The organism is Chitinophaga sp. YIM B06452, from assembly GCF_039655965.1.
GTDB lineage: Bacteria > Bacteroidota > Bacteroidia > Chitinophagales > Chitinophagaceae > Chitinophaga.
In genome coordinates, this window is the sequence record NZ_JAWLKY010000001.1 from 1,459,252 (window position 1) to 1,481,296 (window position 22,045).

Below are 22,045 nucleotides of genomic sequence, written 5' to 3' on the forward strand. Positions count from 1 at the left end.
TTTTATAGGCAACCACAATGCATCAAAATGAAGGAAGCGACGAAAGCATCAATATTGCTGGTAGAAGATGAAGAAAACCTCCAGGAGGCGCTCAAGCTGAACCTGGAGCTGGAAGGTTATGAGGTAACGGCCGTGGATAATGGAACCAGTGCCCTGAAAGCCGTTAAGAACGAGTACTTCGACCTGATCATTCTCGATATCATGCTCCCGGAAATGGACGGCCTGGCTGTATGCGAAAACATCCGCATACAGAACAACGAAGTGCCCATCCTTTTCCTCAGCGCCAAGAACAGCAGCGCAGACCGCGTGCTGGGACTCAAAAAGGGCGGGGACGATTATATGACCAAACCCTTCAACCTGGAAGAGCTGCTCCTCCGCGTTGAAAAACTCATCGTCAAGAACAAAAAGATACAGGATAAGGACTCCGTTCCCAACGTATACCGCTTCGGCAATAATATGATCGACTTTGCGGCGCAGGAATGCGTAGGGAAAGACGGCAAGCACCATGAGCTCAGCAAAAAGGAAACGATGCTGCTCAAGCTGCTGATCGAGAACAAAGGCGAAGTGGTGACCCGCGAAAAGATTCTCCAGGTAGTTTGGGGTTACAACGTATATCCCACTACCCGCACCATCGACAACTTCATCCTCAATTTCCGCAAGTATTTTGAACAGGACAGCCGCAATTCCCAGTATTTCCACTCCGTCCGCGGCGTAGGTTACAAGTTCACCGACGGCTGACGGCACCCCTTCACCAACTATCCGTGTTCCGCTGCCGTTTGTAAGCCTGCCTCCGCCAGCTATTCAATCCCCCTTTTCCGGGCATTGAATGCAGCCTATATTTGAGCGGCACAGGAATCTGATATGTATAGCCCCCTTAGCGGACCATCGGAATTATCGCATGCTTTTACGGCGCCGCCGGCATTGGAACTACTGCCTTTACCCGGCGTTTTTATCCTGCTGGTCGTGTTCTTTATTGTCGCCGCCGCAACCGGTCTTTTTTTCTGGTGGCGGGAGCGGAAGCTCAGGCGGAATATGCAGCAGAATATAGCTCTCCAGGGAAGCCGCGCTTCGCTGGAGCTGCACACCATCCAGAGCCAGATGGACCCTCACTTTATTTTCAACAGCCTCAATGCCATCCATAGTTTTATACTTTCGTCCAGCACCGAGCTGGCGTCTACTTACCTCACGCGCTTCAGCAAGCTGATGCGCCTCACCCTGGAAAACAGCAGCAAGGAATGGATATCGCTGGAAGAAGAACTGGAATCGCTGGAGCTGTACCTGCAACTGGAACAGCTGCGTTTCGAAGGGCAGTTCGAATACGTGATACATCGCCTGCCCGGCTGCCCGCAGCTTTCTGTGCTGGTGCCGCCCTTCGTGGTGCAGCCGCATGTGCAGAATGCCATCTGGCACCGGCTGCTGCACCGCAGCGCGGAACAGAAAGGGCTCATCAGCATCGAGATCGGGCGTAAGGACGGTGAATTTTACATCCGGCTGGAAGATAATGGCGTAGCCCGGCAAAGTACTTTCCATGGCTACCAGCAGCGCACGCCCGGCACCCGTGTGGCCGCGGAAAGGCTGCACTGGCTGAACGCGCGGTATCATACGCATGCCGCCATCACCACCGGCCACCTGTACGATCAGCATCACCAGAAAACGGGCACCTATACGGTCATCCGCCTGCCAGACGTAACTGCCGCCTCTATGCCTGAAGAAGCGGAGATTTTTAAGTAATTTAGCAGTGCTCTGAGGATATTCCTGTTTATCACCCTAATACGGGGCTTTCATGATTACCATCATTATAGACGATGAGGAACATTGCCGCGATGTATTACACCTGCTGCTCACCCGCTATTGCCCGGAACTGCAGGTGGTGGCCGTATGCGCCGGTTCCGAAGAAGGATTGAAGGCCATCGCGAAATTTCAGCCGCAGCTGGTTTTCCTGGACGTGGAAATGCCCGGCATGAACGGGTTTGAACTGCTCGAAGAACTCGGCCGGCCCAACTTCTCCGTGATCTTCACCACCGCCTACGACCAATACGCTATCAAAGCCATCCGCCACAGCGCGCTGGACTTCCTGCTCAAACCTGTCGATAAAGACGAGCTGATGGAAAGCGTGAAAAAAGCCGTCAGTCAGCATCATACCTCCGGCCCCAAAACGGAAGCCCTCCTCCAGTTCCTCCACCAGCATATGCAGCCCAACGAAAGGCTGGCCCTGCCAACGGTAGACGGGCTGCGCATGATGCCCGTGCGCGAGATCACCTATTGCGAATCGGAAGGCAGTTACACCCGCGTTTTCATGCAGCAGCATGCCGTGCCCCTGCTCATCTGCCGCTCGCTCAAAGAAGTGGAAGATGTGCTGAAGGACAAAGGGTTTTTCAGGGTGCACAACAGCTACCTGATCAATCTTTCCTACATGTACAAATACATCAAGGGCGATGGCGGAGAGATCATCATGACCGACGGGCGGAGTGTGCCCGTAAGCCGCCACAGGAAACAGGAATTCCTGACGAGGATTGAAAAATTATAAGGCTAGAGTTTCTTCAGTTCATTCACCGCTACCCACCCGCTTTTGCCATCCGCCAGCTGCACTTTGCTGAACTGGCTGGTGCCGTCCAGAACTTTTACTTTCACACCTTCTTTCAGCTCAAAAAGGTCTTTGCCGCCATCGTCGGGCGCAGATTTGACTTTTACGGCATTGTGCATCACGATCGCTTCACCGCTGTTGTAGGCCTTGTTGTGCATCCAGATGGCCATGGAAAAGTAACCGGTGAACAGCACGGCCGCCGCCGTCATTACCCAGCGGAACAAGTGCCTGCGCGGTATTGGAATGAAGAAATATACCGCCGCTGCGGCCACCAGCAGCCAGAACCAGACAATGCTCCACACGGCCCAGCCTGCGCCTGAATGCAGCTGCTGCCATTGCAGCCACCATTTTTCGAAGAAAAGCAAAGGAAGCGTTTCGATATTGCTGCCTACACGCTGGTTGGCCAGCGCCAGGTTCTGCTCAATGTCTTCATCCCCCGGCTTAAGATGCTGCGCCTTTTCGAAGCTGTACACGGCCATGGCCGTCTGGTTGCTCTTGTAATAAGCATTCCCGGCATTGAAGTAAAGGTCTGCCACCTGGTAGCCTGAATCGATCAGCTGCTGGTATTTCGCAGCAGCTTCTTCATATTTTTTCTGCTGGTACAGCGCATTGCCTTCGGTGAACAGCGCCGGCACTTTTTGCCCCTGCGCTGAAACCGCAGCGGCGGTAAGGCAGCAGCACAACAGGATCTGGATGGATTGCTTGAATGAACGCATCATAATTCGGTTATTTTCCGGCGGCTTTGCTTTTTAATTCATCTTCAATGGAACTGATCACTTCCACCGCTTCCTGGTAAGCTCCCTGGCGGTGTTCGCTGGTGCTGGCGGGAGCATACAGGGCCATCTCGCAACGGTCCGTCAGCTCCAGCAGCTTATGCATGGTAGCGCCGCTCACCTGCTGGGCGGCCAGCTTGTCCTGCACTTCCTGCTTGGTGAGCGTGGCCATGGGTATTTTCAGTTTATGGCTGAGATAACCCCAGATGGCGCGGGAGGTTTCTTCGTAGAACGCCTTGTCTTTCCCTTCTTTCAGGTAACGTGCCGCCAGCTCAAGGCGTTTGAGGGCAACGCGGTTGGCGTGCTTATGCCGCAACAATGCGGCGTTGCTGCTACGGAAATTCTCGCGCCTGCGGTACCAGGCCAGGCCTGCAATACCGAGCAACGGCAACAGCAACAATATCCAGAAGAGCGGTTTGCCAAAGAAGAACGGACTGTTCTTGCTCCAGTTCTGCCCGTTGAAACGGATATTCACCAGGTCGGTATTCGCGCCGAAGTCCTCACGTTCTTTTTTGGTTTGTTTGCCCTGCGTTACGTGAATGGCAAAGGGAGAAGAGGTCAGTGTTTTGTAGGCATGCGCAGCGGGATCGAAGTAGGAGAACTCTACCGGCGGCAGATCGTAGTCACCCTTTTCCTGCGGCATCAGCGCGTACTGGAACTGGCGGCTGCCGCTCAGCGGGTTGCTGTTCTTCTCAATGTTGTCGGTAACGGTCGGATCGTATTTTTCGAATGCCGGCGGAATGTTCAGCGGCGGCGCGCTCAGCAGGTTCACGTTTCCCTGCCCGGCAATATTCACTTTGAGGGTCAGCGCGTCGTCGGTGCTCAGTTCTTTTTTGTCCAGCTGGGCCGTCATGGTGAACTTCCCTACCGCGCCGTTGAAGCTGGCCGGGCGGCCCGCTGTGGGCAAGGGTTTCACGGTCACCTTTACGACGGGGCTCTGTATTTTGTAAGGTACCACTTCATATTCGGGCGTGGCAAACGGGTCGTCGCTGAAAAAGTCGTCGAATGCGCTGCCGCCGAAGGCGTCGCGAAACAGTGGGTCGTTGAAGGGATCGTTGGCCGCGCGTTTTTTGCGGGCGCCGAGCTTCACGAAATGCACCTGGTTGTCTACCTCCGCGGGATCCAGCTCCAGCTCGCCCGATTGCAGGGGGAACAGCAGCGTTTTGCGGATCACGAACACGTTGAAGGGCACGCCGTTCACTATTTCTTCATTAGCGCGCGGCGGGTTGGGCAGTTCAATATCTTTCGCGGAAAACCCTTTGAAGGCCGGCACTTTCGTGACATTGGAATTCGTGGGCAGGCGGGTATACAGCTTGTAGGTGGCGGTGATCTGCTCGCCTTCGTAAACGGACGTCTTATCCACTTCCACTTTCACGAAAATATTTTTGCGGAGCTTGTCTTTCACGTCTTCGCCTTTCCTGATCACGCCGGGATGCGATTCTCCATACACATCGCCGCCAAATCCGCGGCGGGGCGGGGGTTGCGGTTGCGCCTGCTGCTGGGGCAGCTGCGCGCCGGGGCCGCCTTTTACCACTTCGATATTGATCGGGTTGCTTTTTACCAGCCTGCCGTCTACCCGCGCGGTAGCGCCGGGGATGGTGTAATGGCCGGGCGCCTGCGGCCGTAATACCCATGAATAAGCAAGATAATTGGATGATTGGCCGTTCACATATTGCGTGCTTTGCATCACTTCCGGCCCCTGCACAACGGTGAAGCCTTTGAAAACGGGAGTGATCTGGCCGCTGAAGTTCACCGGGTTTTCCAGCAGGAACTGCACGCGCACCATTTCGTCCATAGCGATGACGTTGGCGCTGCTCTGGGCGGTAAAACGGAACTCCTGCGCAACGGCAGTAAAGGCTGCACAACAAAAGATCAGCAGCGTGAATAAACTTTTCTTAAAAAGGGCAATATATACCTTCATCCTGGTAACAAATTTAACCAAAGCCGCATCGGCGTACGCGCGCTGTGAGTTAAAAGTAAGTTAAAAAAAACGTGTAAACAAGCCACAGGAAAGGATTCTATCCGATATCCCCCTGCATCGGGCGCATCAGGATGTCTTCTATAACGGCCTGTGGGCTGAGGTTATAAGCGGCCCAGATCATATCCGCCACATCGGAGGCTTCCATGAGCCTGTCCGCAGGGGCTTCAAAGCCTTCCCAGCTGGCCGTCCATACCGGGCCGGGACTGATAGAAGTCACCTTTACCCCGAAAGGTTTCATTTCCTCCCGCAGGTTCTTCGAAAAGCCGAGCAAAGCGAATTTCGTGATGCTGTATGAACCGCCGTTGGGGTATGCTTTGTGGCTGGCGGTAGAGCAGAGGTTGAACACGTGGCCTTTGCGCGCCGCTTTCATGGCGGGTATAAAAGCCCGCGTGAGGTGGTAGGCGCTGTAAAGATTCACGGCCATCATCTGCTCAAGGTGGCCTTCTTCTTCCTCATGCACCGCGCCGGGCGTGAATATGCCCGCGTTATTGACCAATATCGCTGGCGTATCGCCGAAAGTATCTTTTATTTTCTGCGCAAAAGCAAGCACCGCCTGCTTATCGGCCATATCAACTATTTCAGCCAGCACTTTCACGCCCTGCCGCTGCTGTTCGATGGATTGTTTGGCCGCTTCCAGCGCCGCCGGGTTGCGGGCGCAGATGGCAACGTCAAACCCTTCTGCAGCCAGCTTTTCAGCCGTAGCCTTCCCTATTCCCCTGCTTGCGCCTGTAATGATCGCGTACATATTTTCGAATTGCCTGTTTTAAAAGCCCTTAAAAATAATGCAAAAATTACGGATTCGTTAAATCGGGGCGCTTCCCGCCGATTGTCGTAAATTTGTACTGAACTACAGCCGCCAACGCTACTGACTATTATGAGATACAAACATATTTTTTTCGACCTGGACCATACATTGTGGGATTTTGAGGCCAACGCCACGGCTACGTTACAGGAACTTTTTGCCGAATATGCACTGGATAAAAGAGGCATTCCCTCGTTCGAAAAATTCTACGCGTCCTACTCCGTGATCAACGAAAAACTCTGGGACCGCTTCCGCAAAGGCTTTATCAACAGGAACGAGCTGCGCACCAAACGTTTCAGCATGACCTTCCTTGACTTCAAGCTCTGCGACGATAAGCTCTGCGAAAGCCTGGGCGCGCGTTTCATTGAAGTACTGCCAACCAAGACCGCCCTTTTCCCGCATGCTACCGAGGTGCTGGATTACCTGCGCGATAAAAACTATCCCATCCACATGATTACCAACGGGTTTGAAGAAACCCAGCGGCTGAAGATGAAACACTCCGGCATCAACGATTATTTCACCCATGTGATCACCTCCGAAAGCGCCGGCAGCCTGAAACCTCACCGCGAAATATTTGACTACGCGATGAAATTGTCCAACTGCTCCGCATCGGAATGCATCATGATCGGCGATACGCTGGATGTGGATATTCTCGGGGCCCAGCAGGCGGGCATAGACCAGGTGTATTTCGCGCCGGACAGACAGCAGGAAGGCATTCAGCCTACTTATACCATCAAAAGCCTGCACGAGCTGAAGGAGATATTGTAAAATATATTCGTCAACACGACATAAAAAAGGCTGTGCTCCATGCGGAACACAGCCTTTTTTCAAATATGGTCAGCTTAGGTTATCCTTTTGCGGCGGGTTTGGCTTTTTCTGCGGTAGCAGCCGGTTTGGCGGATTTGCTTTTCATGGCGGCCGCAGCTTTGGAAGGCATCGGCATGCAGCAGGATTTGCCTTTGGCGGCCTGCTCTTCCTTACAGCAGGATTCGCCTTCTTTATGACAGGCGGCTTCTTTCGCCGTTTTCTTTTTAGCGGAAGGCTTTTCCTGCGCCAGCGCCGGGCCGGCCATCAATGTTATTGCCGCGAAGGCGAAAAGAATTTTTTTCATAAAAGGAAAGTTATGCATTCAAGAACAAACTGGAAAACGTACATCCCGTTCAGGAATTTCCCGAGGCGTTTGCGGAATGTTGATATGTTGGTTTGTTTCGTCATGAAAAAATACTGATGAAATCGAAAATCACTTCAAAGATAGCCAGGACGTTGGCCCAGCCTTCCATGTTTTCCCTGAATTTTGATCTTCGCCTGGATTTCATGATGAACTGAAGATAAGCCAATCCATCCTAAAAATTCTGTTAAAACTTACCCCAGCTTCGCGATCACGGTTTGCCCGCCTCTCACGGTCTGTTCCAGCGCCACGTTCACTTCCGTGCCGATGGGCAGGTAAATGTCCACGCGGGAGCCGAATTTGATGAAGCCCATTTCCTGGTTCTGCTTCACCTGCATGCCTGCCTTCAGGTAGTTCACAATACGGCGGGCCAGCGCTCCTGCTATCTGGCGCACGAGTATCTCATTTTTTCCGTTGCCGATCACCACGGTATGGCGCTCGTTTTCGGTAGACGATTTCGGGTGCCAGGCCACCAGGTATTTACCGGCATGATACTGGCTCAGCTTCACTTCCCCGCTGATGGGGTTGCGGTTCACATGCACGTTGGCAGGGCTCATGAAGATGGACACCTGCAGTCTTTTGTCCTTAAAATATTCCGGTTCGAAAGTTTCTTCTATCACCACCACTTTACCGTCTGCCGGGGCGATCACCAGCTGTTCGTCCTGGTTCAGCACCCTGTTGGGGATGCGGAAAAAGGAAATGATGAAAAGGAATAGAACCAGTGAAATACCGGCCACGATGTAGCCGAACACCGGGGCGCCCGGGAGCAGGTAAAATACCGCGCCGTTGATCAGCGCCAGTACCACAAAGGTGATGGCGATGGTAGCCGTTCCCTCACGATGGATAGTCATGTTCTGTTTTGTTAATGAAAGATCGCCGGTTTTTTTCCGGCGGTACGAAGGTATGAAGAAAATAAAAATTTATCGCACAAAGAGGCTCACGTATATCCATGCAAAAGGCGCCGCTACGAGCAATGAATCGAAGCGGTCCAGGAAGCCGCCGTGCCCCGGCATGATCTTCCCTGAATCCTTAACGCCGGCCAGCCTTTTAAGGCGCGACTCCAGCAGGTCGCCCGCCGTGCCGAAGATGGCGGCAATCAGCGCGAGCGCTACCCAATGCGGCCAGGCCAGGCCCCAACGTTCCTCGCCCCAGAAATATCCAAACACGCCAGCGGCCGCAATGGCCAGTATCATGCCGCCAACGGTACCTTCGATCGTCTTTTTAGGGGAAATGGACGGGAAAAAAGGCGTGCGGCCGATGAGGGAGCCTACAATGTAGGCCATGGTATCGTTGATCCAGATAAAAATGATGAGCAGGAGCGGGATAAGTACGCCCGATGAGTTGCTATACCCGGTCCAGGACGAGCCGATCGTTACATGCCAGCCGGGTATTATGGAGTATGTAATCGGCATCAACCGCAGGTCTACCATCATGCTCAAAGGCGCCGTTACATAAATAAGGCCCAGTATGGAATAGCCGATCGTTTTCAGCGAAAAATTCTTGCTCATCAGGATCTCTCCGAGGGGCAGCAGCAGGATGAAGATGAATGCCATTACAAACCCTATCTCGCCCAGCGTTACGCCGCTCCCGCCAAAATGCCGGTCCGTTACCGCCATCATCACCGCGCAACCCGCTATCAACAAGCCGGCGCGATGCCAGGGCGATACTTCGTTATAATCGCTGTCTATCAGGCGCACGAGCTTCACGTACTCCCGCAGGGCAAAAAAGTCGATCAGGAAAAAAAGAAGAAAGAACGATAATTCATTCCACAGGATGCCCCCCAGCATAATTGCTACAAAAAAAAGGGCGGTAATGGTGCGCGTGATGAAGGTCTTCATGCTGGCTCAAAAAAGTTAGATCGGGCGTAAAGCTAAGGATTGTTTTCGATCTTCCCTTCCTGGCTGGCGGCTATCAGTTCTTTCGCTTTTGCTTCGTTGCTGTTGTGCACGTACACTTCGTCCATGCCCGGCAGCATGGTCACGAAAGAGGAGTCCTGCCGGTTGATGATCACGGCTTCGATCTCGTTTTCTATCAGCATGCCTTTGATGATCTCCGATTCGAAGGACACATTGCTGGCAAATACTTTTACCCAGTCTTTTTCCATATCAGTATTCTTTTTCTTCTGTGATGATATCAGGTTGGGCCAGTGCGGCGGCGTTGTAGCCCCTTTCTTTGGACCGCCTGTACAGCCGCCATATGAGCAACCCGGTGACCACGGCGCTCAATAGCCCGAAATACAGTGGCACATGTTCGTCTGCCGTAGCATCGTATTTCGTCATTTTCGCCTGGTACAGGTATATTAACACCACCTGGAGGCCGTTGTTCAGGAAATGCGCGGCGATAGACAGCCAGAGGCTGCCGGTGGCGAAATAAATGGCTCCCAGCAAAAAGCCCAGCAGCGCCCTTGGCATAAACCCGAGGAACTGGAAATGAAGTATGCTGAATATTACGGCAGTGATCAGCGCGGCAATCCACCCGTTCTTAACCATTTGTGTGATAAGCTTTTGCATCACGCCCCTGAAAAGCACCTCTTCCGCGATCGCGGGCGCCAGGGCCACCAGCAGCAGGTTGGTGAACAGGGAGGTGAGATCGGGCATTTTCAGCATCATTTCCGTTTGCACCTTGGCGGAATTTTCTATGTCCATAAGCGATTTCGGCAGCGGCCAGCTTTCGTTCCACTGGTTCAGCAAGCCTACCAGGGGCAGGGCGCACAGCATGATGAGCAGCGCCAGCCCAAGCTGGATGAACCCGGCGCGCTGTTTCAGCCCAAGGTATGCCTCAGGTTTGGGGCTGGCTATCCAGGCGAGGAGCAGGCCCGGTATGAAAAATATTATCGTGGTATACAGGAACTGGAGCATTTTGGCCGCAAACGCAAAGGAAGGGTTCTCCCAAACAGCCGTATCAGTGATCTGCTCCATCGTATAGCCGCCGCTGATAGCCGGGAAAAATGCGACGATCAGCACGCCAAAGACGAAGTAGCAGAGGAACATCAGGGCGAAAAGCAGTGCCAGCCGGGAAAAAGGAGATGATTTGCGTATTAGGTCCATAAACTATCGCTGTGCTAATTTTGCGTAAATTTACAGCGTGTTTGCCAGTTGACCGACAAAATTAAAAACGGGCAAGATTAATATGGTGAAAATCGGAAATATAGAACTGGGTGAATTTCCATTGCTGCTGGCGCCCATGGAAGATGTGAGCGATCCGCCCTTCAGGGCGGTGTGCAAATTGAACGGGGCAGACCTGATGTATTCGGAGTTCATTTCTTCCGAAGGCCTCATCCGCGACGCCATCAAGAGCCGGCAGAAACTGGATATTTTCGATTACGAAAGGCCCGTCGGCATCCAGATCTTTGGGGGAGACGAAGAGCCTATGGCCATGGCGGCACAGATCGTGGAGGCCGCCAATCCCGACCTGCTGGACATCAATTTTGGCTGCCCGGTAAAAAAAGTGACCTGCAAAGGTGCGGGCGCGGGCATCCTCAAGGATATACCCAAAATGGTTAAGCTCACGGAAGCCGTGGTAAAAGCCACAAAGCTGCCGGTTACGGTCAAAACCCGCCTCGGCTGGGACGATGATACCAAAAACATTGAAGAAGTAGCCCAAAGGCTGCAGGACGTGGGCATCCAGGCCCTTACCATCCATGGCCGCACCCGTACGCAGATGTACAAAGGGCATGCGGACTGGACATTGATCGGCAAAGTGAAGAACAATCCACGGATACACATACCCATTTTTGGTAATGGAGACATCTGCACGCCGGAACAGGCCCTGAACGCCCGGGAAAAATACGGGGTGGACGGGGTGATGATCGGGCGGGCGGCCATCGGCTACCCATGGATCTTTAACGAGATCAAACATTTCCTGGCAACCGGCAAACACCTCCCGCCGCCCACGGTGGAGGAACGGGTAAAAGTGTGCAAACAGCACCTTCGCCATTCCATCAGCTGGAAGGGAGACGTGGTAGGCATACTCGAAATGCGGAGGCATTATACCAATTACCTGAAAGGTCTGCCGCATATCAAAGAATTCCGCGCACAATTAGTAACTTGCAATACAGCGTCAGCAATAGAATCGGTCCTGGATGCCGTTGCATTACAGTACAAAGATCATATATTTGAGCGGACAATGGCCCCAATGGCTGGCTCGGAAGGAACAGCAATTCAATCAGAAAGAGAACTGGCGTGTGGTATCGCGGATTAACCCCGAATTGAATCACCAAAAAACTGCTTTCACAATGGCCACGGTTAAAAATCTGAAAAATGAAGTCTGGAAAGACTTGCAGATTAAAAACAAATCTGCCCTGCGGAAAAAATACGCAGTGTCCAACATGGGAAGAGTGATCAGTTACCACGAAAGTATTGAAGACGGGAAATTGTTGAACGGCTCTACCGTTGAAGGTTACACGGTGTTGAACATCAAGCCTGCGGACACCTACCAGAGCCTGTACCTGCACCGCGAAGTGGCGCGGCTCTTCTCCCCCAAAACCAGCCGGGCACAGAAATACGTTATCCATCTCGATTTTAATAAAAAGAACAACAAGGTGGGCAATCTCCGATGGGCAACCAAGGAGGAAATGGAGAAACACCAGCAGAACAGTCCCGCAAAGCTTGCCTACAAGGAACAGCAGCGCCACCGCCTGAAAGGCCTGAAGCTGAATGTGACCAAGGTGAAAAGCATCAAGCGCCTGCTGGACAAGCCCGGCAAAAAGACCATGAAGCAGATCGCCGAGCAGTTCTCCATCAGCGAAATGCAGCTCTACCGCATCAAAAGCGGCGAGAACTGGAGCCATGTAACACTGGATTAAAGCCTGAATCGTCAGGAATGATCATATTTTGATGTTGTCTGACAGTGGTCCGGCCTGTGCCGGGCCACTGCCTTTTTAACCCCGCCTTGCTTGCTTCCCCGTTTTGCCGTACCTTACTCTTCCAAAATAGTAGACTATGTCAGACAAGAAAATAGCGATCATAGGCGGCGGAAACCTGGGTTCCGCCATAGCGGAAGGACTTTTAAAGAGTGGATTCAGCAAGCCGGGAAGCATCACCGTTACCAAGCGCAACACCAGCACCCTGGCGGCCCTGCGCGAAAAGGGCGTACACGTGGAATCTGATAACGCGAAAGCCATCAGCGAGTCAGACGTGGTGGTAGTGGCCCTCAAACCATACAACGTAAAGGAAGTGCTCAGCGAGCTGCGCGCCAGCTTCGACGCTAAAAAACAGGTACTCATCAGCGTGGTTACCGGCGTATTGCTGGACGATCTTGAAAAGATCACCCTGCCCGGCCTGCCCATTTTCCGCGCCATGCCCAATACGGCCATCGCCATCCAGGAATCCATCACCTGCATCTGCGGGCGCAACGTGACGGAAGAGCAGACCGCTTTTGTAAAGGATATGTTCGACCAGCTGGGCGTTACTGTCAGCATCGACGAAAAACTGATGGACGCGGCCACCGTGCTCGGCGCCTGCGGCATTGCCTATGCGCTCCGCTTCATCCGTGCGAGCATACAGGGCGGCATCGAGATCGGCTTCGACGCGGCTACGGCCAACCTCATTGCCGCACAAACCGTGAAAGGCGCAGCCGAGCTGCTCATCAAAGGCAACCGTCACCCCGAAGCGGAAATCGATAAGGTGACCACTCCCAAAGGCTGTACCATTGCGGGCTTGAACGAAATGGAGCACCAGGGCTTCAGCTCTTCCCTCATCAAAGGCATCACCGCCAGCTACGATAAGATCCTGAAACCATAAGTATTTTCAATATTGCAGGTGCGCTAAAAAGAAGGCCGGGATAAGACTATCCCGGCCATTTAGTTAAACCTACAACTGTTACACTGTTTGTAACAACTATTGTTACTTATGCAAGTATTTTATCAGTTCATCATGGAAGCAGCTTCCATCTCGCTCCCCTGCAGCTCATGCACCGTGGGGGCCACCATCCTTTGACGGATGTAGCGTTTCTTCGAGATACGGTTCATACCGAACCTCGCCATCACTTTATCCACTACCATGTACACCACCGGCACTACGATCAGCGTCAGGAACATGGAGCTGATCAGGCCGCCGATGATCACCCAAGCCAGGCCGTTCTTGGTGGAAGCCACACCGCCCGTTGCCAGCGCGATCGGCAGCATGCCTATCACCATCGCGATGGTGGTCATGAGGATCGGGCGGAGACGCGCCTTGTTCGCATGGATCAGCGCATCATAGGTGCTCTGGCCTTCTTCTTTCATCTGGTTGGTAAAGTCCACCAGGATGATCGCGTTCTTCGCCACCAGGCCTATCAGCATGATCACGCCCAGGATGGTGAAGATGTTCAGCGTATTGTTCGTCAGCGCCAGCGCCAGCAGGGCCCCGATGATAGACAGCGGGATGGAGAACATCACCACCAGCGGGTAAATGTAGTTGTCGTACAGCGCCACCATGATGAGGTACACCATCACGATCGAGATGAGCAACGCCACACCCAGCGTGGAGAAGGAATCGCCCTGGTTTTCCGCATCGCCGCCGAACTTGTAAGATACGCCGGCCGGCTTTTGCAATTTGGCTAATCTGTCGCCGAATTCCTGCGTAACGGTGCCGGAAGGACGGCCCATTACCTGGCTCTGCACATTCACGGAAGTATTTTTGTCCCTGCGCTCCAGTCTGCTCGGGCCGGAACCTTCGGTCACGGTAGCAAACTGGCTCAGCTTGATCAGCTCGCCTTTGTCGTTCTTGAAATCGATCTTCGAAACGTCGTTGATGTCTTTCCGGTTGAAGTCGTCGAAGCGGATGTTGATATCATATTCGTATTCACCCTGGCGGAACTTCACTTTCGAATCGTCTGCGGTGCCGCTGAAAGCGGTCTGCATGGTACCGCCCACGTTTTCGAGCGTAAGGCCGAGGGCGCTCATCTTATCGCGGTCCACCTGCACGTTGATCTCGGGGTTACCTTCTTCTACGGAGAGTTTCACCTCGCTGGAACCTTCTACTTTCTTAAGTTCGGCCATTGCTACTTTGGCGAAGCTCATCACGCTGTCCAGGTCGGTACCCATTACCACCAGCTCTACGGGAGCGCGCTGCGCGGTACCAAGAATGCTCACGGGCGTGGTTTTCACCTTCACCCCGGGCAATTGGGAAGAAAGCTCTTTTTTGATCTTGGATGCGAAGATATCTGAAGATTCGCGCAGGTGCTGGTCTACCAGCATCACGGTGATCTCTGATTTATACGCGGTGGATTGCGATGCGCCGAAACCGTCTTCGGAAGTCTGCCCCACGGTAGTGATCAGCGAGGTCACGGCGTTTTTCTTGCTCATGATCTGCTCCACTTTCCGCGTGGCCTGGTTGGTTTGTTCCAGCGAAGCGTCTTTCGGCATTTCGAGCATTACGATGAACTGGCCGCGGTCGCCGTTGGGGATGAACTCCCCGCCGATGTAGCCCCTGCTCACCAGTTGGAAAGAAGCGATCAGCAGCACGAGTGACCCTACGATGGTGATGGTCTTATGCCCCAGCGCCCATTTCAGCAGGCCGGTCATCCAGGCGGTGAATTTATCCAGCTGCCTTTCGAACCAGAGAATGAATTTCTCGAAAATATTTTTCCCTGTCAGGTGCGTGAGCTTACCGAAGCGGGAAGCCAGCAAAGGCACGATGGTAAAGGATGCCAGCAAGCTCAGCATGGTGGATATCATCACTACGACGCAGAACTCGCGCAGGATCTTGCTTACCAGCTCGTTCGTCAAAGAAATGGGAAGGAACACTACCACGATCACGAGGGTGATGGAGGTTACGGTGAACCCGATCTCTTTCACCCCGTCGAATGCCGCGCGCACTTTGTTCTTGCCCATTTCCATGTGGCGGTAAATATTTTCCAGCACCACGATGGCGTCGTCCACGAGGATGCCCACTACCAGCGAAAGGCCGAGCAGGCTCATCAGGTTGAGGGAGAAGCCGAACAGGTTCATGCCGATGAAGGTGGCTATCAGCGAAGCGGGAATGGAGATCATTACGAAGATGGCGTTCCTTAAGCTGTGAAGGAACAGCATCATCACGGCGGCCACGAGCAGGATGGCGATGATGAGGTCATGTATCACGGAGTCTGCAGATTCCAGCGTGAACACGGATGCGTCGTTCGCGATCTTGATCTGCAGGCTGGCGCCGCTGTATTCTTTTTCAATTTCGGCGATCGCTTTCTGCATGGCTTCACTCACGGTCACAGCGTTCGCGTCGGTCTGTTTCTGCACCTGCATAGCGATGGCGCTCTCGCCGTCTACACGGGCGAGTTTTTCGGCATCTTTCTGGCTGTCCTGCACATCTGCCACGTCGCCGAGGCGCACTTGTGTGCCGGTGGCGGTGGTGGTGAGCACGAGGTTGCGGAGCTGGTCCACGTTTTTATATTTACCGGCGAGGCGCACGAGTATCTGCTGGTCTACGGTCTTTACCTTGCCCGTCGGGAAGTCCAGGTTGGCGTTGGTAATGATCTGGCGCACCTGGAGGATGGAAAGGCCATAGGCTTCCAGCTTCTTCGGGTCCATATTGATCTTGATCTCTCTTTCCTGGCCGCCGATGAGCGTGATCTGCGCAACGCCCGGCAGGCGGGAAAGCTGCGGCTGGATCTTTTTGTCCACCAGGTCGTAAAACTGGCGGTCGTCCATTTTGGCGGTGGCGGAGAGGGTCATGATGGGCAGGTCGTCCAGCGAGAATTTGTTGAGGCTGGGCGGTTTGGCGTCGCCCGGGAGGTCTGCCAGTACGGCGTTTACCTTACGCTGCGCATCCTGCAGGGCAATGTCCACATCCGCGTCGTTATTCAGTTCCACCGTTACCATGGAAAGGCTTTCGGAGGAGCGGGACGTCAGTTTTTTGATCTTTTCCATGGAAGCCACCGCGTCCTCTATCTTTTTGGTGACGGTGCTTTCCACTTCCTGCGGCGATGCGCCGGGGTATACGGTGGCAATGGTTACGATGGGCGAGCTGAACTTGGGCAGCAGCTCATAGTTCAAAGACTTGTAGCTGATGAAACCCAGCAGGGTGAGGATCGTGAACAACACGATCACAACGGTAGGCCGCTTTATCGAAATCTCTGTAATCTTCATTTGTCAAAAAGTTTAAATAAGCGATCCTGTTATTTGCCCTGCTGTACGGCTACTTTGGCGCCATCTGTCAGGTTGATCTGCCCGCTGGTGATCACGGTTTCACCTTCGGCGAGCCCTTCACGGATCTCTACTTTGTCGCCAAAGATGCGGCCTGCGGTTACTTTACGGAGTTTGGCGGTATTGCCTTCCATTACGTACACCTGGTTGCCGTTCACGCCGCCCACGAATGCATTGCGGGAAACGAGGATGGCAGGCGCCTGCTGCGGCATGGCGAAGTTCGCGGTGCCGTACATGCCGGCTTTCAGCGGCTTGCCGGCGATGTTGCTTACTTCCATTTCAACGGGATAGCTCAGCGTGGCGTCTCCTTTGGCAGCGATGAAGGTGATCTTACCGGTATATTTTGTTTCGGGGAATACGTTGGTCACTACTTCCACTTTGTCGCCGGGCTGGAGGTGGATCACCTGCTGTTCGGGCACGGTCACTCTCAGTTTCAGGCGGCTCACGTCTACGATGTCGAACATTTTGGTGCCAGCGGAAAGGTAGGCGCCCTGTTCAACATATTTAGCGTTGATGGTGCCGGAGATCGGCGCTTTCACGTGCGTGTCGCGGATGCGGCGGGATGCAGCCTCGTAGCGGGTTTGGGCCACTTCGTACTGGAGCCGGGTATCGTCCATTTGTTTCTGCGTTACACCGCCGGTTTTGAAAGCGCTTTCGTAACGTTCTTTATCTACTTTCAGCTGCTCAAGGTTCACTTTGGCGGATTGCAGGTCGGTGCCCAGCAATTCGTCGTCTATGCGCGCCATGATCTGGCCTTGTTTTACGAAGCTGCCTTCGTCTACCAGCAGTTTGGTGATGCGGCCCGAAGTTTCGCTGAGGAAAGTGAGCTCGCGGGCCGGCTCAAAATTCCCGTTGGCGGCAAAAGCGTCGTCAAACTCCGTTTTGGTCACTTTCTCGGTCAGCACCGGCACATCGCCCGTGTTGCTTTGTTTTACGAATTCGATCTTTTCTGTGTTGGCTTTCTTATTCGCATTCAGCTTCCATATAATGGCAGCCAGGGCTGCTATTGTTAAAACGCCGTAGATTAAAACTTTCTTCATGGCTTGCATTAGTTTAAAAGTGATGGCAGGTTACCGTGTGATTTGATGAGGTCCAGCTCTGCTAATTTGTATTGCAGCAGCGCTTCGTTGTAGCTGTTCTGGGCTTCGGCCAGCGAGGTTTCCGCGTTCAGCAGGTCTGTAAGACTGGCCAGGCCCAGGTTATAGTTATTCTGGGTGGAAGCGTACACTTCGTCTGCCAGGGATACGTTCTCTTTTTGTGTTTTGATGGTGCTGAGGCTGTTCAGCAGCACCAGCCTGCTGTTTTCGAAGGCGGTGGTCATTTCCAGCTTGTTGGCTTCCAGTTTTTTGTTCACCTGCGCCAGGGTCACATTAGCCTGGTCTACGCGGGAGCGGCGGGCGAAGCCGTCGAAGATGGGGATCTTGAGCGTAAGCCCGATGGAGGCCATGCCGAACCAGTTGGCGGTGGAGCCGCCTTTGAACAGGTCGAACTTGTCGCTGAGGCCGTTGTAGCTGTAGCGCCCGTTAAAGCTCAGGCTGGGGAAGTATTCGGCGATGTAAGCCTTTTTCTGGAGGGTTTGCAGCTCTTCTGTTTTCTTCAGCAGCTTGAACTCTGTTCTGTTGCTGAGGTTAAAGTTGCCGAAATCCTGTGTCACGGCGGCTTTCTTTTCTATGTCGGTCAGTTGCAGGGGCGGCAGCGTCACGTCCTCTTCCACGGCCATGCCCATGATCTGTTTGAGCTTGTTCTCGTCTACCCTCAGCTGGTTTTGCAGCTGGCTTTTCTGCGTCTGGTAGTTCACAAGGTTCACTTTAATGCGATCCAGGTCGATGCGTTTGGCCAAACCGTTGTCCAGCTGGCTCTGCGTGGTTTCTACCAGGCGGGTGAGCTTTTCTATGTTGGTCTGGATAACGTTCATTTTTTCCTGTTTCACCAGCAGGGCATAATAGAGGCTGGATACGTTGTAGATCACGTTCTCCTTTGTTTGCTGGGTTTGCAGGGTATAATATTCTTCGCCTGACCTGGCGGCTTTGAGGCCGGTGAACACGCTCTGGTTGAACAGTTGCTGGTTCAGCTCGCCCGTGGCGGTGGCATTCCAGGTGGTGCCCACTTCCACGGCGGTGGGTTTGCCGGGCTCTGCCTGGTTGAAGGCGCCGGGCAGCACCATTACCTGTTTTTTCAGGTTGTCCGTCAGGTTGCCGCTGCCGGTTATCTGCGGCAGGGCCTGGGCGCGGACCTCTTTGGTCTTGAGCCTGCCAAGGTCTTCTTCCAGGCGGCTTACGGCCAGCGTCTGGTTATGGTCCAGGGCATAGCGGAGGCAGTCCTGGAGGGTGAGTTGTTTCGTTTGTGCGTTCGCGTTAATCGCTCCCGTTGTAAGGAACAGGAACGGTATGATCCATTTTTTCATGTTACAGTTTGTGGCGAATGAGTTATGCTGTTACTTTTTCAGGAAAATATTGCTCCACCACGCGTTGGCCTTCGGCGGTGGCTATTCCGTGTATATAGTGAGCCGTCATTTGTTCCACCACTTCGTGGAGGTCAAATTCTGCGGCGGGATAAAGCAGCGGGTTGAAGAGCGCGTTCAGCTGCAGCAGGCGCATGTGCACCAGGATGTCCGTATGCAGGGTGCTGCGGTACAGCCCTTCCCTGATGCCCCGTTCCAGGTTGGCGCGGATGATGCCGGTTACGTGCTGCTCCCGGAACTCCAGGATCTTTTTCCACGCGGTGGGATGATACTTTTCCAGTTCGAAGAGCAGCACCGGGTTGGTGCTTTTGGCCAGGTGCTCCGTGTATTTGATGGAGAGGGCCAGTTCTTCGATGGCATTGCCGCCGGCTGCGCTGCAGCTGGTAAGCTGCTGGCAGTAAGTGTTGGTCATAAAGGCGACTACTTCGTTGATCAGCTCGGTCTTATCGGCAAAATGCTCATACACGGTCTTTTTGGACATGCCGCATTCGCGGGCAATATCCTGCATCGTGATGCTTTTGATGCCGAAGGTCCTGCAAAGCCGCAGCGCCGTTTCGAGAATCCTTTCCCGCATGATCAACTTTTTAAGCCTTTGATGAAGATGTCGGCCAGTTGCACCTGCCACTGTCTCACCAATTCAAACTCCTCCTCGCTGATATCATCCGTCAGTTCACGGGCGGAAAGGGACAGGCGCAGGCCGATCATAGATTGTATATAAAGGGCAGCTATCTGATCCGGGTTGTCCGTAACGAGTTCGCCGGTGGCAACGCCTTTCCTGATGATTCCTGCTACGAGTGCTGTTTCTTTTTCCCGGGCCAGGCGGAACGTTTCGTCGGAATGTAATAGCTGCTTGTCTTTCAGAACTTTGAATAATTCCAGGCGGCAGAATCTGCGGGCGAAGTTGTGGCGCACCGGTATCATGTCCAGGAGGGCGTCCTGGGCGGTAGCGGCGGTGGCGGCACTTTGTTCGATCTCCTGGAAATACATTTCCCCGGCTTTTTCCAGCACGGCAAGGTGCAGGGCATGTTTATCGGGGAAGTAGTAATAAAGGGAAGCCTTGGAGCAATGCATGTCGTCGGCTATCTCATTCATAGTGGTCTTGGACGCACCATAGTGAGTGAACCGTTTCAGAGCCGCCTCGATGATCCGCTCGCGCATTTCGTCTCTGTTTTCTGTGTGCATTAACTTTCTGACTTTTTTAGTTATAAAGTCAAAATTAGAACAAGTTTTGAATATTGGTAAGCGCGGTTGACCATTTAACGGATTTTTAACTATTTTCTGACAATGGGAGGCTTCAGGGTTTTCCGGGTTTCTTGGGCTTGAGCGTCAAAGTTTTAATAAATGGTGAAAATTGATCAAATAATCAATATTAATTGATTAACAATAAGTTGAGAAATATAATCATATTTAATATGCATTCTACACAAATAATTTATAAGCAGATTAGCTTCAAAATAAAATGTGTAAAAACATCATTAATATGGTTTTAGGCTGATTCCTGCGTTTATAACTGTTTTGGAGCAAGGGTATTATTGAAAAAAGAAGATGTTTCTATGGGCTTAATAATCAATCGATATTTCATGGCGATAAAATAATAACCGCCATCGTATAACAGCAGAGTTAAGATAAGGGCGGAGCGACAAGGCGGGGAAAACCGTCATTGCGAGGAGCAGCAGAGCCAAAGCGGGAGGGCGACGAAGCAATCTCCATGCATTGAATTGATAAATTCGGTATCACGAGATTGCTTCGTCGCGCCCTGCACAAATCCCGCGCGACTCCTCGCAATGACGGCTTGCTGGTCTTCCGGCTGACGCGGCATATAACAAAAAGGCGCTCCTCACGGAACGCCTCCTTTATATAATATCTCTAAAACCTATTGCAGTTTCTCCAGCGCCGCTTTCAAAGCTGCCAGCATCGCCGGGATCTCTTCCTTCACGCAGGTGCCCACACTCAGGCGGTACCAGGGGGAAGTTTTGGCGGAACCGAATGCGTAGAAAGGAACTACCGCCAGTTTCGCCTCGTCCAGGATGTAGGAGGTAACGGCGCCCTGGTCTTCCAGTACTTTGCCGTCTGCTGTCTTTTTACCCACGAGGTCCAGTTTGATGGTGAGGTAAATGGCCGCCTGCGGCGCGATGGCGTCTACTTTATGGCCGGCTTTTTTCAGCGCGTCAAAGCCTTCATAGATCTTTACGAGCCTTTCTTCCACTTCGCCTTTGAAATGTTTCAGGTATTTGTCCACGGCTTCTTTCTGCACCAGGTATTTGGCGGCAGCTTTCTGTTCGGCCATAGGGCTCCATGCGCCTACGTGGGAAAGGATGGCCTTCATTTTGGTCATCACATGCTTGGGACCCAACGCCCAGCCCACGCGAACGCCGGTACCGGCAAACGCTTTACTCATCCCGTCGATGAATACGGTATAGTCTTTCATTTCAGGGCGGAGGGAAACCGGGTTGTAGTGGTGCGTTTCCCCGAAGGTGAGCACCCAGTACATCTGGTCGAACAGCACGTAGAGCGGTTTTTCACCGGCGCCGCGGCTTTTGTTCTCGGCCAGTACCATGTCGCAGATCTCTTCCAGCTGTTTTTTACCGAAAGTGGTGCCGGTAGGGTTCTGCGGGGAGCAGAGTGCCAGCAGGGTAGCGCCTTTCAGCAGCGGTTTCAGTTCGGCTGCGGTAGGCATGAAGTCGTTTTCCGCTTTGGCTTCCAGCACTACGTGCTCTCCTTCCAGGAAGTGCGTGTAGTGGTTGTTGTTCCAGGAAGGCGTAGCGTAGATCACTTTCTCACCACGGTCTACGATGGTACGGTAAGTTGCGTAGATGATGGGGCGGCCGCCGCAGGAGATCACGATCTCGCTGGCGGGGTCGAAGGTGAGGCCTTCGCGCTCCGCGATGAACTCGCCCACTGCTTTGCGCAGTTCGGCAATACCGTCTGCGGGCGGGTAGTTGGTATATTTATCCCTGTACGCCTGGATGATCTCGTTCTCGAACTCAACCGGGATAGGGAAAACCTTGGGGTCAAAGTCACCGATGGTGAAATTGTAGATCTTTTCACCCTTAGCCTGCTTTTCCTTGATCTCTCCTGCAAGTTTGATAATTTCGGAACCTATCAGCGTTTCGGCTAAATGAGACAGTTTCATAACCCCTGTTTTTTTGTTTTTAATGAAT

Annotated in this window: 21 protein-coding genes; 7 read left to right on the plus strand and 14 right to left on the minus strand. The window is 53.1% G+C overall.

The annotated features are described in order from the left end of the window. Positions 1-27: 27 nt before the first annotated feature. The 3 genes from R3I13_RS05650 (at position 28) to R3I13_RS05660 (ending at position 2,527) form a co-directional block, all read left to right on the plus strand. On the plus strand, positions 28-738 hold the full coding sequence (locus R3I13_RS05650) for a response regulator transcription factor (protein ID WP_120518973.1): 711 nt from the start codon (positions 28-30) through the stop codon (positions 736-738). Positions 739-921: 183 nt separating this feature from the next. Then, positions 922-1,731, plus strand: a complete 810-nt coding sequence (locus R3I13_RS05655) for a histidine kinase (RefSeq protein ID WP_346316953.1) — start codon at positions 922-924, stop codon at positions 1,729-1,731. Between the two features lie 52 nt (positions 1,732-1,783). Next, positions 1,784-2,527, plus strand: coding sequence for a LytTR family DNA-binding domain-containing protein (locus R3I13_RS05660; protein ID WP_346316954.1), 744 nt, complete (start codon positions 1,784-1,786; stop codon positions 2,525-2,527). A 2-nt stretch (positions 2,528-2,529) separates the two neighbouring features. Here the strand turns inward: R3I13_RS05660 and R3I13_RS05665 are convergent, their stop codons facing one another. The 3 genes from R3I13_RS05665 to R3I13_RS05675 all read right to left on the minus strand — a co-directional run bounded on the left by R3I13_RS05665 (position 2,530) and on the right by R3I13_RS05675 (position 6,083). Then, complete coding sequence (locus R3I13_RS05665; protein WP_346316955.1) at positions 2,530-3,303, minus strand: tetratricopeptide repeat protein; 774 nt, start codon at positions 3,301-3,303, stop codon at positions 2,530-2,532. 7 nt (positions 3,304-3,310) lie between these two features. Next, positions 3,311-5,278, minus strand: coding sequence for a BatD family protein (locus tag R3I13_RS05670; protein WP_346316956.1), 1,968 nt, complete (start codon positions 5,276-5,278; stop codon positions 3,311-3,313). 97 nt (positions 5,279-5,375) lie between these two features. Beyond that, complete coding sequence (locus tag R3I13_RS05675) at positions 5,376-6,083, minus strand: SDR family oxidoreductase (protein ID WP_346316957.1); 708 nt, start codon at positions 6,081-6,083, stop codon at positions 5,376-5,378. A gap of 129 nt (positions 6,084-6,212) precedes the next feature. Here R3I13_RS05675 and R3I13_RS05680 point away from each other — a divergent pair, with 129 nt between their 5' ends. Beyond that, positions 6,213-6,908 (plus strand): YjjG family noncanonical pyrimidine nucleotidase, encoded by a 696-nt coding sequence (locus R3I13_RS05680; protein WP_346316958.1) that lies wholly within the window; start codon positions 6,213-6,215, stop codon positions 6,906-6,908. 79 nt (positions 6,909-6,987) lie between these two features. Here the strand turns inward: R3I13_RS05680 and R3I13_RS05685 are convergent, their stop codons facing one another. The 5 genes from R3I13_RS05685 to R3I13_RS05705 form a co-directional block, all read right to left on the minus strand. Beyond that, complete coding sequence (locus R3I13_RS05685; protein WP_346316959.1) at positions 6,988-7,251, minus strand: hypothetical protein; 264 nt, start codon at positions 7,249-7,251, stop codon at positions 6,988-6,990. Positions 7,252-7,502: 251 nt separating this feature from the next. Further along, entirely contained in the window at positions 7,503-8,159 is a 657-nt protein-coding gene (locus R3I13_RS05690) for a phosphatidylserine decarboxylase family protein (protein WP_346316960.1), read from the minus strand. Between the two features lie 69 nt (positions 8,160-8,228). Continuing rightward, positions 8,229-9,146, minus strand: a complete 918-nt coding sequence (locus R3I13_RS05695) for a phosphatidate cytidylyltransferase (RefSeq protein WP_346316961.1) — start codon at positions 9,144-9,146, stop codon at positions 8,229-8,231. Between the two features lie 32 nt (positions 9,147-9,178). Beyond that, entirely contained in the window at positions 9,179-9,412 is a 234-nt protein-coding gene (locus R3I13_RS05700; RefSeq protein WP_346316962.1) for a DUF2007 domain-containing protein, read from the minus strand. A gap of 1 nt (position 9,413) precedes the next feature. Further along, the gene (locus R3I13_RS05705) at positions 9,414-10,355 is read right to left on the minus strand and encodes a type II CAAX endopeptidase family protein (RefSeq protein ID WP_346316963.1); all 942 of its coding nucleotides are present in this window, start codon (positions 10,353-10,355) and stop codon (positions 9,414-9,416) included. Between the two features lie 82 nt (positions 10,356-10,437). Between R3I13_RS05705 and dusB the strand changes: the two genes are divergently transcribed. The 3 genes from dusB to proC all read left to right on the plus strand — a co-directional run bounded on the left by dusB (position 10,438) and on the right by proC (position 13,049). Then, positions 10,438-11,508, plus strand: coding sequence for a tRNA dihydrouridine synthase DusB (gene dusB / locus R3I13_RS05710; RefSeq protein WP_346316964.1), 1,071 nt, complete (start codon positions 10,438-10,440; stop codon positions 11,506-11,508). Between the two features lie 34 nt (positions 11,509-11,542). Beyond that, positions 11,543-12,112 (plus strand): NUMOD4 domain-containing protein, encoded by a 570-nt coding sequence (locus R3I13_RS05715; RefSeq protein ID WP_346316965.1) that lies wholly within the window; start codon positions 11,543-11,545, stop codon positions 12,110-12,112. A 136-nt stretch (positions 12,113-12,248) separates the two neighbouring features. Next, entirely contained in the window at positions 12,249-13,049 is an 801-nt protein-coding gene (gene proC / locus R3I13_RS05720) for a pyrroline-5-carboxylate reductase (protein ID WP_346316966.1), read from the plus strand. Positions 13,050-13,171: 122 nt separating this feature from the next. On the opposite strand, the gene R3I13_RS05725 is transcribed toward proC, so the two are convergent. From R3I13_RS05725 to R3I13_RS05750, 6 genes are all read right to left on the minus strand, one after another. Then, positions 13,172-16,366, minus strand: a complete 3,195-nt coding sequence (locus R3I13_RS05725; RefSeq protein WP_346316967.1) for an efflux RND transporter permease subunit — start codon at positions 16,364-16,366, stop codon at positions 13,172-13,174. 29 nt (positions 16,367-16,395) lie between these two features. Next, a complete protein-coding gene (locus R3I13_RS05730) occupies positions 16,396-17,463 on the minus strand; it encodes an efflux RND transporter periplasmic adaptor subunit (protein ID WP_346316968.1) in 1,068 nt (355 codons plus the stop codon). Positions 17,464-17,471: 8 nt separating this feature from the next. Beyond that, on the minus strand, positions 17,472-18,827 hold the full coding sequence (locus R3I13_RS05735) for a TolC family protein (protein ID WP_346316969.1): 1,356 nt from the start codon (positions 18,825-18,827) through the stop codon (positions 17,472-17,474). Between the two features lie 22 nt (positions 18,828-18,849). Continuing rightward, complete coding sequence (locus tag R3I13_RS05740) at positions 18,850-19,458, minus strand: TetR/AcrR family transcriptional regulator (RefSeq protein WP_346316970.1); 609 nt, start codon at positions 19,456-19,458, stop codon at positions 18,850-18,852. Positions 19,459-19,460: 2 nt separating this feature from the next. After that, positions 19,461-20,066, minus strand: coding sequence for a TetR/AcrR family transcriptional regulator (locus R3I13_RS05745; RefSeq protein WP_346316971.1), 606 nt, complete (start codon positions 20,064-20,066; stop codon positions 19,461-19,463). Between the two features lie 691 nt (positions 20,067-20,757). Next, positions 20,758-22,017 carry an aminotransferase class I/II-fold pyridoxal phosphate-dependent enzyme gene (locus tag R3I13_RS05750; protein ID WP_346316972.1) on the minus strand — a complete coding sequence of 420 codons (1,260 nt, stop codon included), beginning with the start codon at positions 22,015-22,017 and terminating at the stop codon, positions 20,758-20,760. Positions 22,018-22,045: the final 28 nt, after the last annotated feature.

Excerpts from the sequence above, each read along its gene's own strand:
- R3I13_RS05670 (WP_346316956.1), bottom strand. The coding sequence starts at position 5,278 with ATGAAGGTATATATTGCCCTTTTTAAGAAAAGTTTATTCACGCTGCTG.
- R3I13_RS05660 (WP_346316954.1), top strand. The coding sequence starts at position 1,784 with ATGATTACCATCATTATAGACGATGAGGAACATTGCCGCGATGTATTA.
- R3I13_RS05695 (WP_346316961.1), bottom strand. The coding sequence starts at position 9,146 with ATGAAGACCTTCATCACGCGCACCATTACCGCCCTTTTTTTTGTAGCA.
- R3I13_RS05725 (WP_346316967.1), bottom strand. The coding sequence starts at position 16,366 with ATGAAGATTACAGAGATTTCGATAAAGCGGCCTACCGTTGTGATCGTG.
- R3I13_RS05690 (WP_346316960.1), bottom strand. The coding sequence starts at position 8,159 with ATGACTATCCATCGTGAGGGAACGGCTACCATCGCCATCACCTTTGTG.
- R3I13_RS05685 (WP_346316959.1), bottom strand. The coding sequence starts at position 7,251 with ATGAAAAAAATTCTTTTCGCCTTCGCGGCAATAACATTGATGGCCGGC.
- R3I13_RS05745 (WP_346316971.1), bottom strand. The coding sequence starts at position 20,066 with ATGCACACAGAAAACAGAGACGAAATGCGCGAGCGGATCATCGAGGCG.
- R3I13_RS05675 (WP_346316957.1), bottom strand. The coding sequence starts at position 6,083 with ATGTACGCGATCATTACAGGCGCAAGCAGGGGAATAGGGAAGGCTACG.
- R3I13_RS05740 (WP_346316970.1), bottom strand. The coding sequence starts at position 19,458 with ATGCGGGAAAGGATTCTCGAAACGGCGCTGCGGCTTTGCAGGACCTTC.
- R3I13_RS05705 (WP_346316963.1), bottom strand. The coding sequence starts at position 10,355 with ATGGACCTAATACGCAAATCATCTCCTTTTTCCCGGCTGGCACTGCTT.
- R3I13_RS05700 (WP_346316962.1), bottom strand. The coding sequence starts at position 9,412 with ATGGAAAAAGACTGGGTAAAAGTATTTGCCAGCAATGTGTCCTTCGAA.
- R3I13_RS05730 (WP_346316968.1), bottom strand. The coding sequence starts at position 17,463 with ATGAAGAAAGTTTTAATCTACGGCGTTTTAACAATAGCAGCCCTGGCT.
- R3I13_RS05715 (WP_346316965.1), top strand. The coding sequence starts at position 11,543 with ATGGCCACGGTTAAAAATCTGAAAAATGAAGTCTGGAAAGACTTGCAG.
- proC (WP_346316966.1), top strand. The coding sequence starts at position 12,249 with ATGTCAGACAAGAAAATAGCGATCATAGGCGGCGGAAACCTGGGTTCC.
- R3I13_RS05680 (WP_346316958.1), top strand. The coding sequence starts at position 6,213 with ATGAGATACAAACATATTTTTTTCGACCTGGACCATACATTGTGGGAT.
- R3I13_RS05650 (WP_120518973.1), top strand. The coding sequence starts at position 28 with ATGAAGGAAGCGACGAAAGCATCAATATTGCTGGTAGAAGATGAAGAA.
- R3I13_RS05750 (WP_346316972.1), bottom strand. The coding sequence starts at position 22,017 with ATGAAACTGTCTCATTTAGCCGAAACGCTGATAGGTTCCGAAATTATC.
- dusB (WP_346316964.1), top strand. The coding sequence starts at position 10,438 with ATGGTGAAAATCGGAAATATAGAACTGGGTGAATTTCCATTGCTGCTG.
- R3I13_RS05665 (WP_346316955.1), bottom strand. The coding sequence starts at position 3,303 with ATGATGCGTTCATTCAAGCAATCCATCCAGATCCTGTTGTGCTGCTGC.
- R3I13_RS05735 (WP_346316969.1), bottom strand. The coding sequence starts at position 18,827 with ATGAAAAAATGGATCATACCGTTCCTGTTCCTTACAACGGGAGCGATT.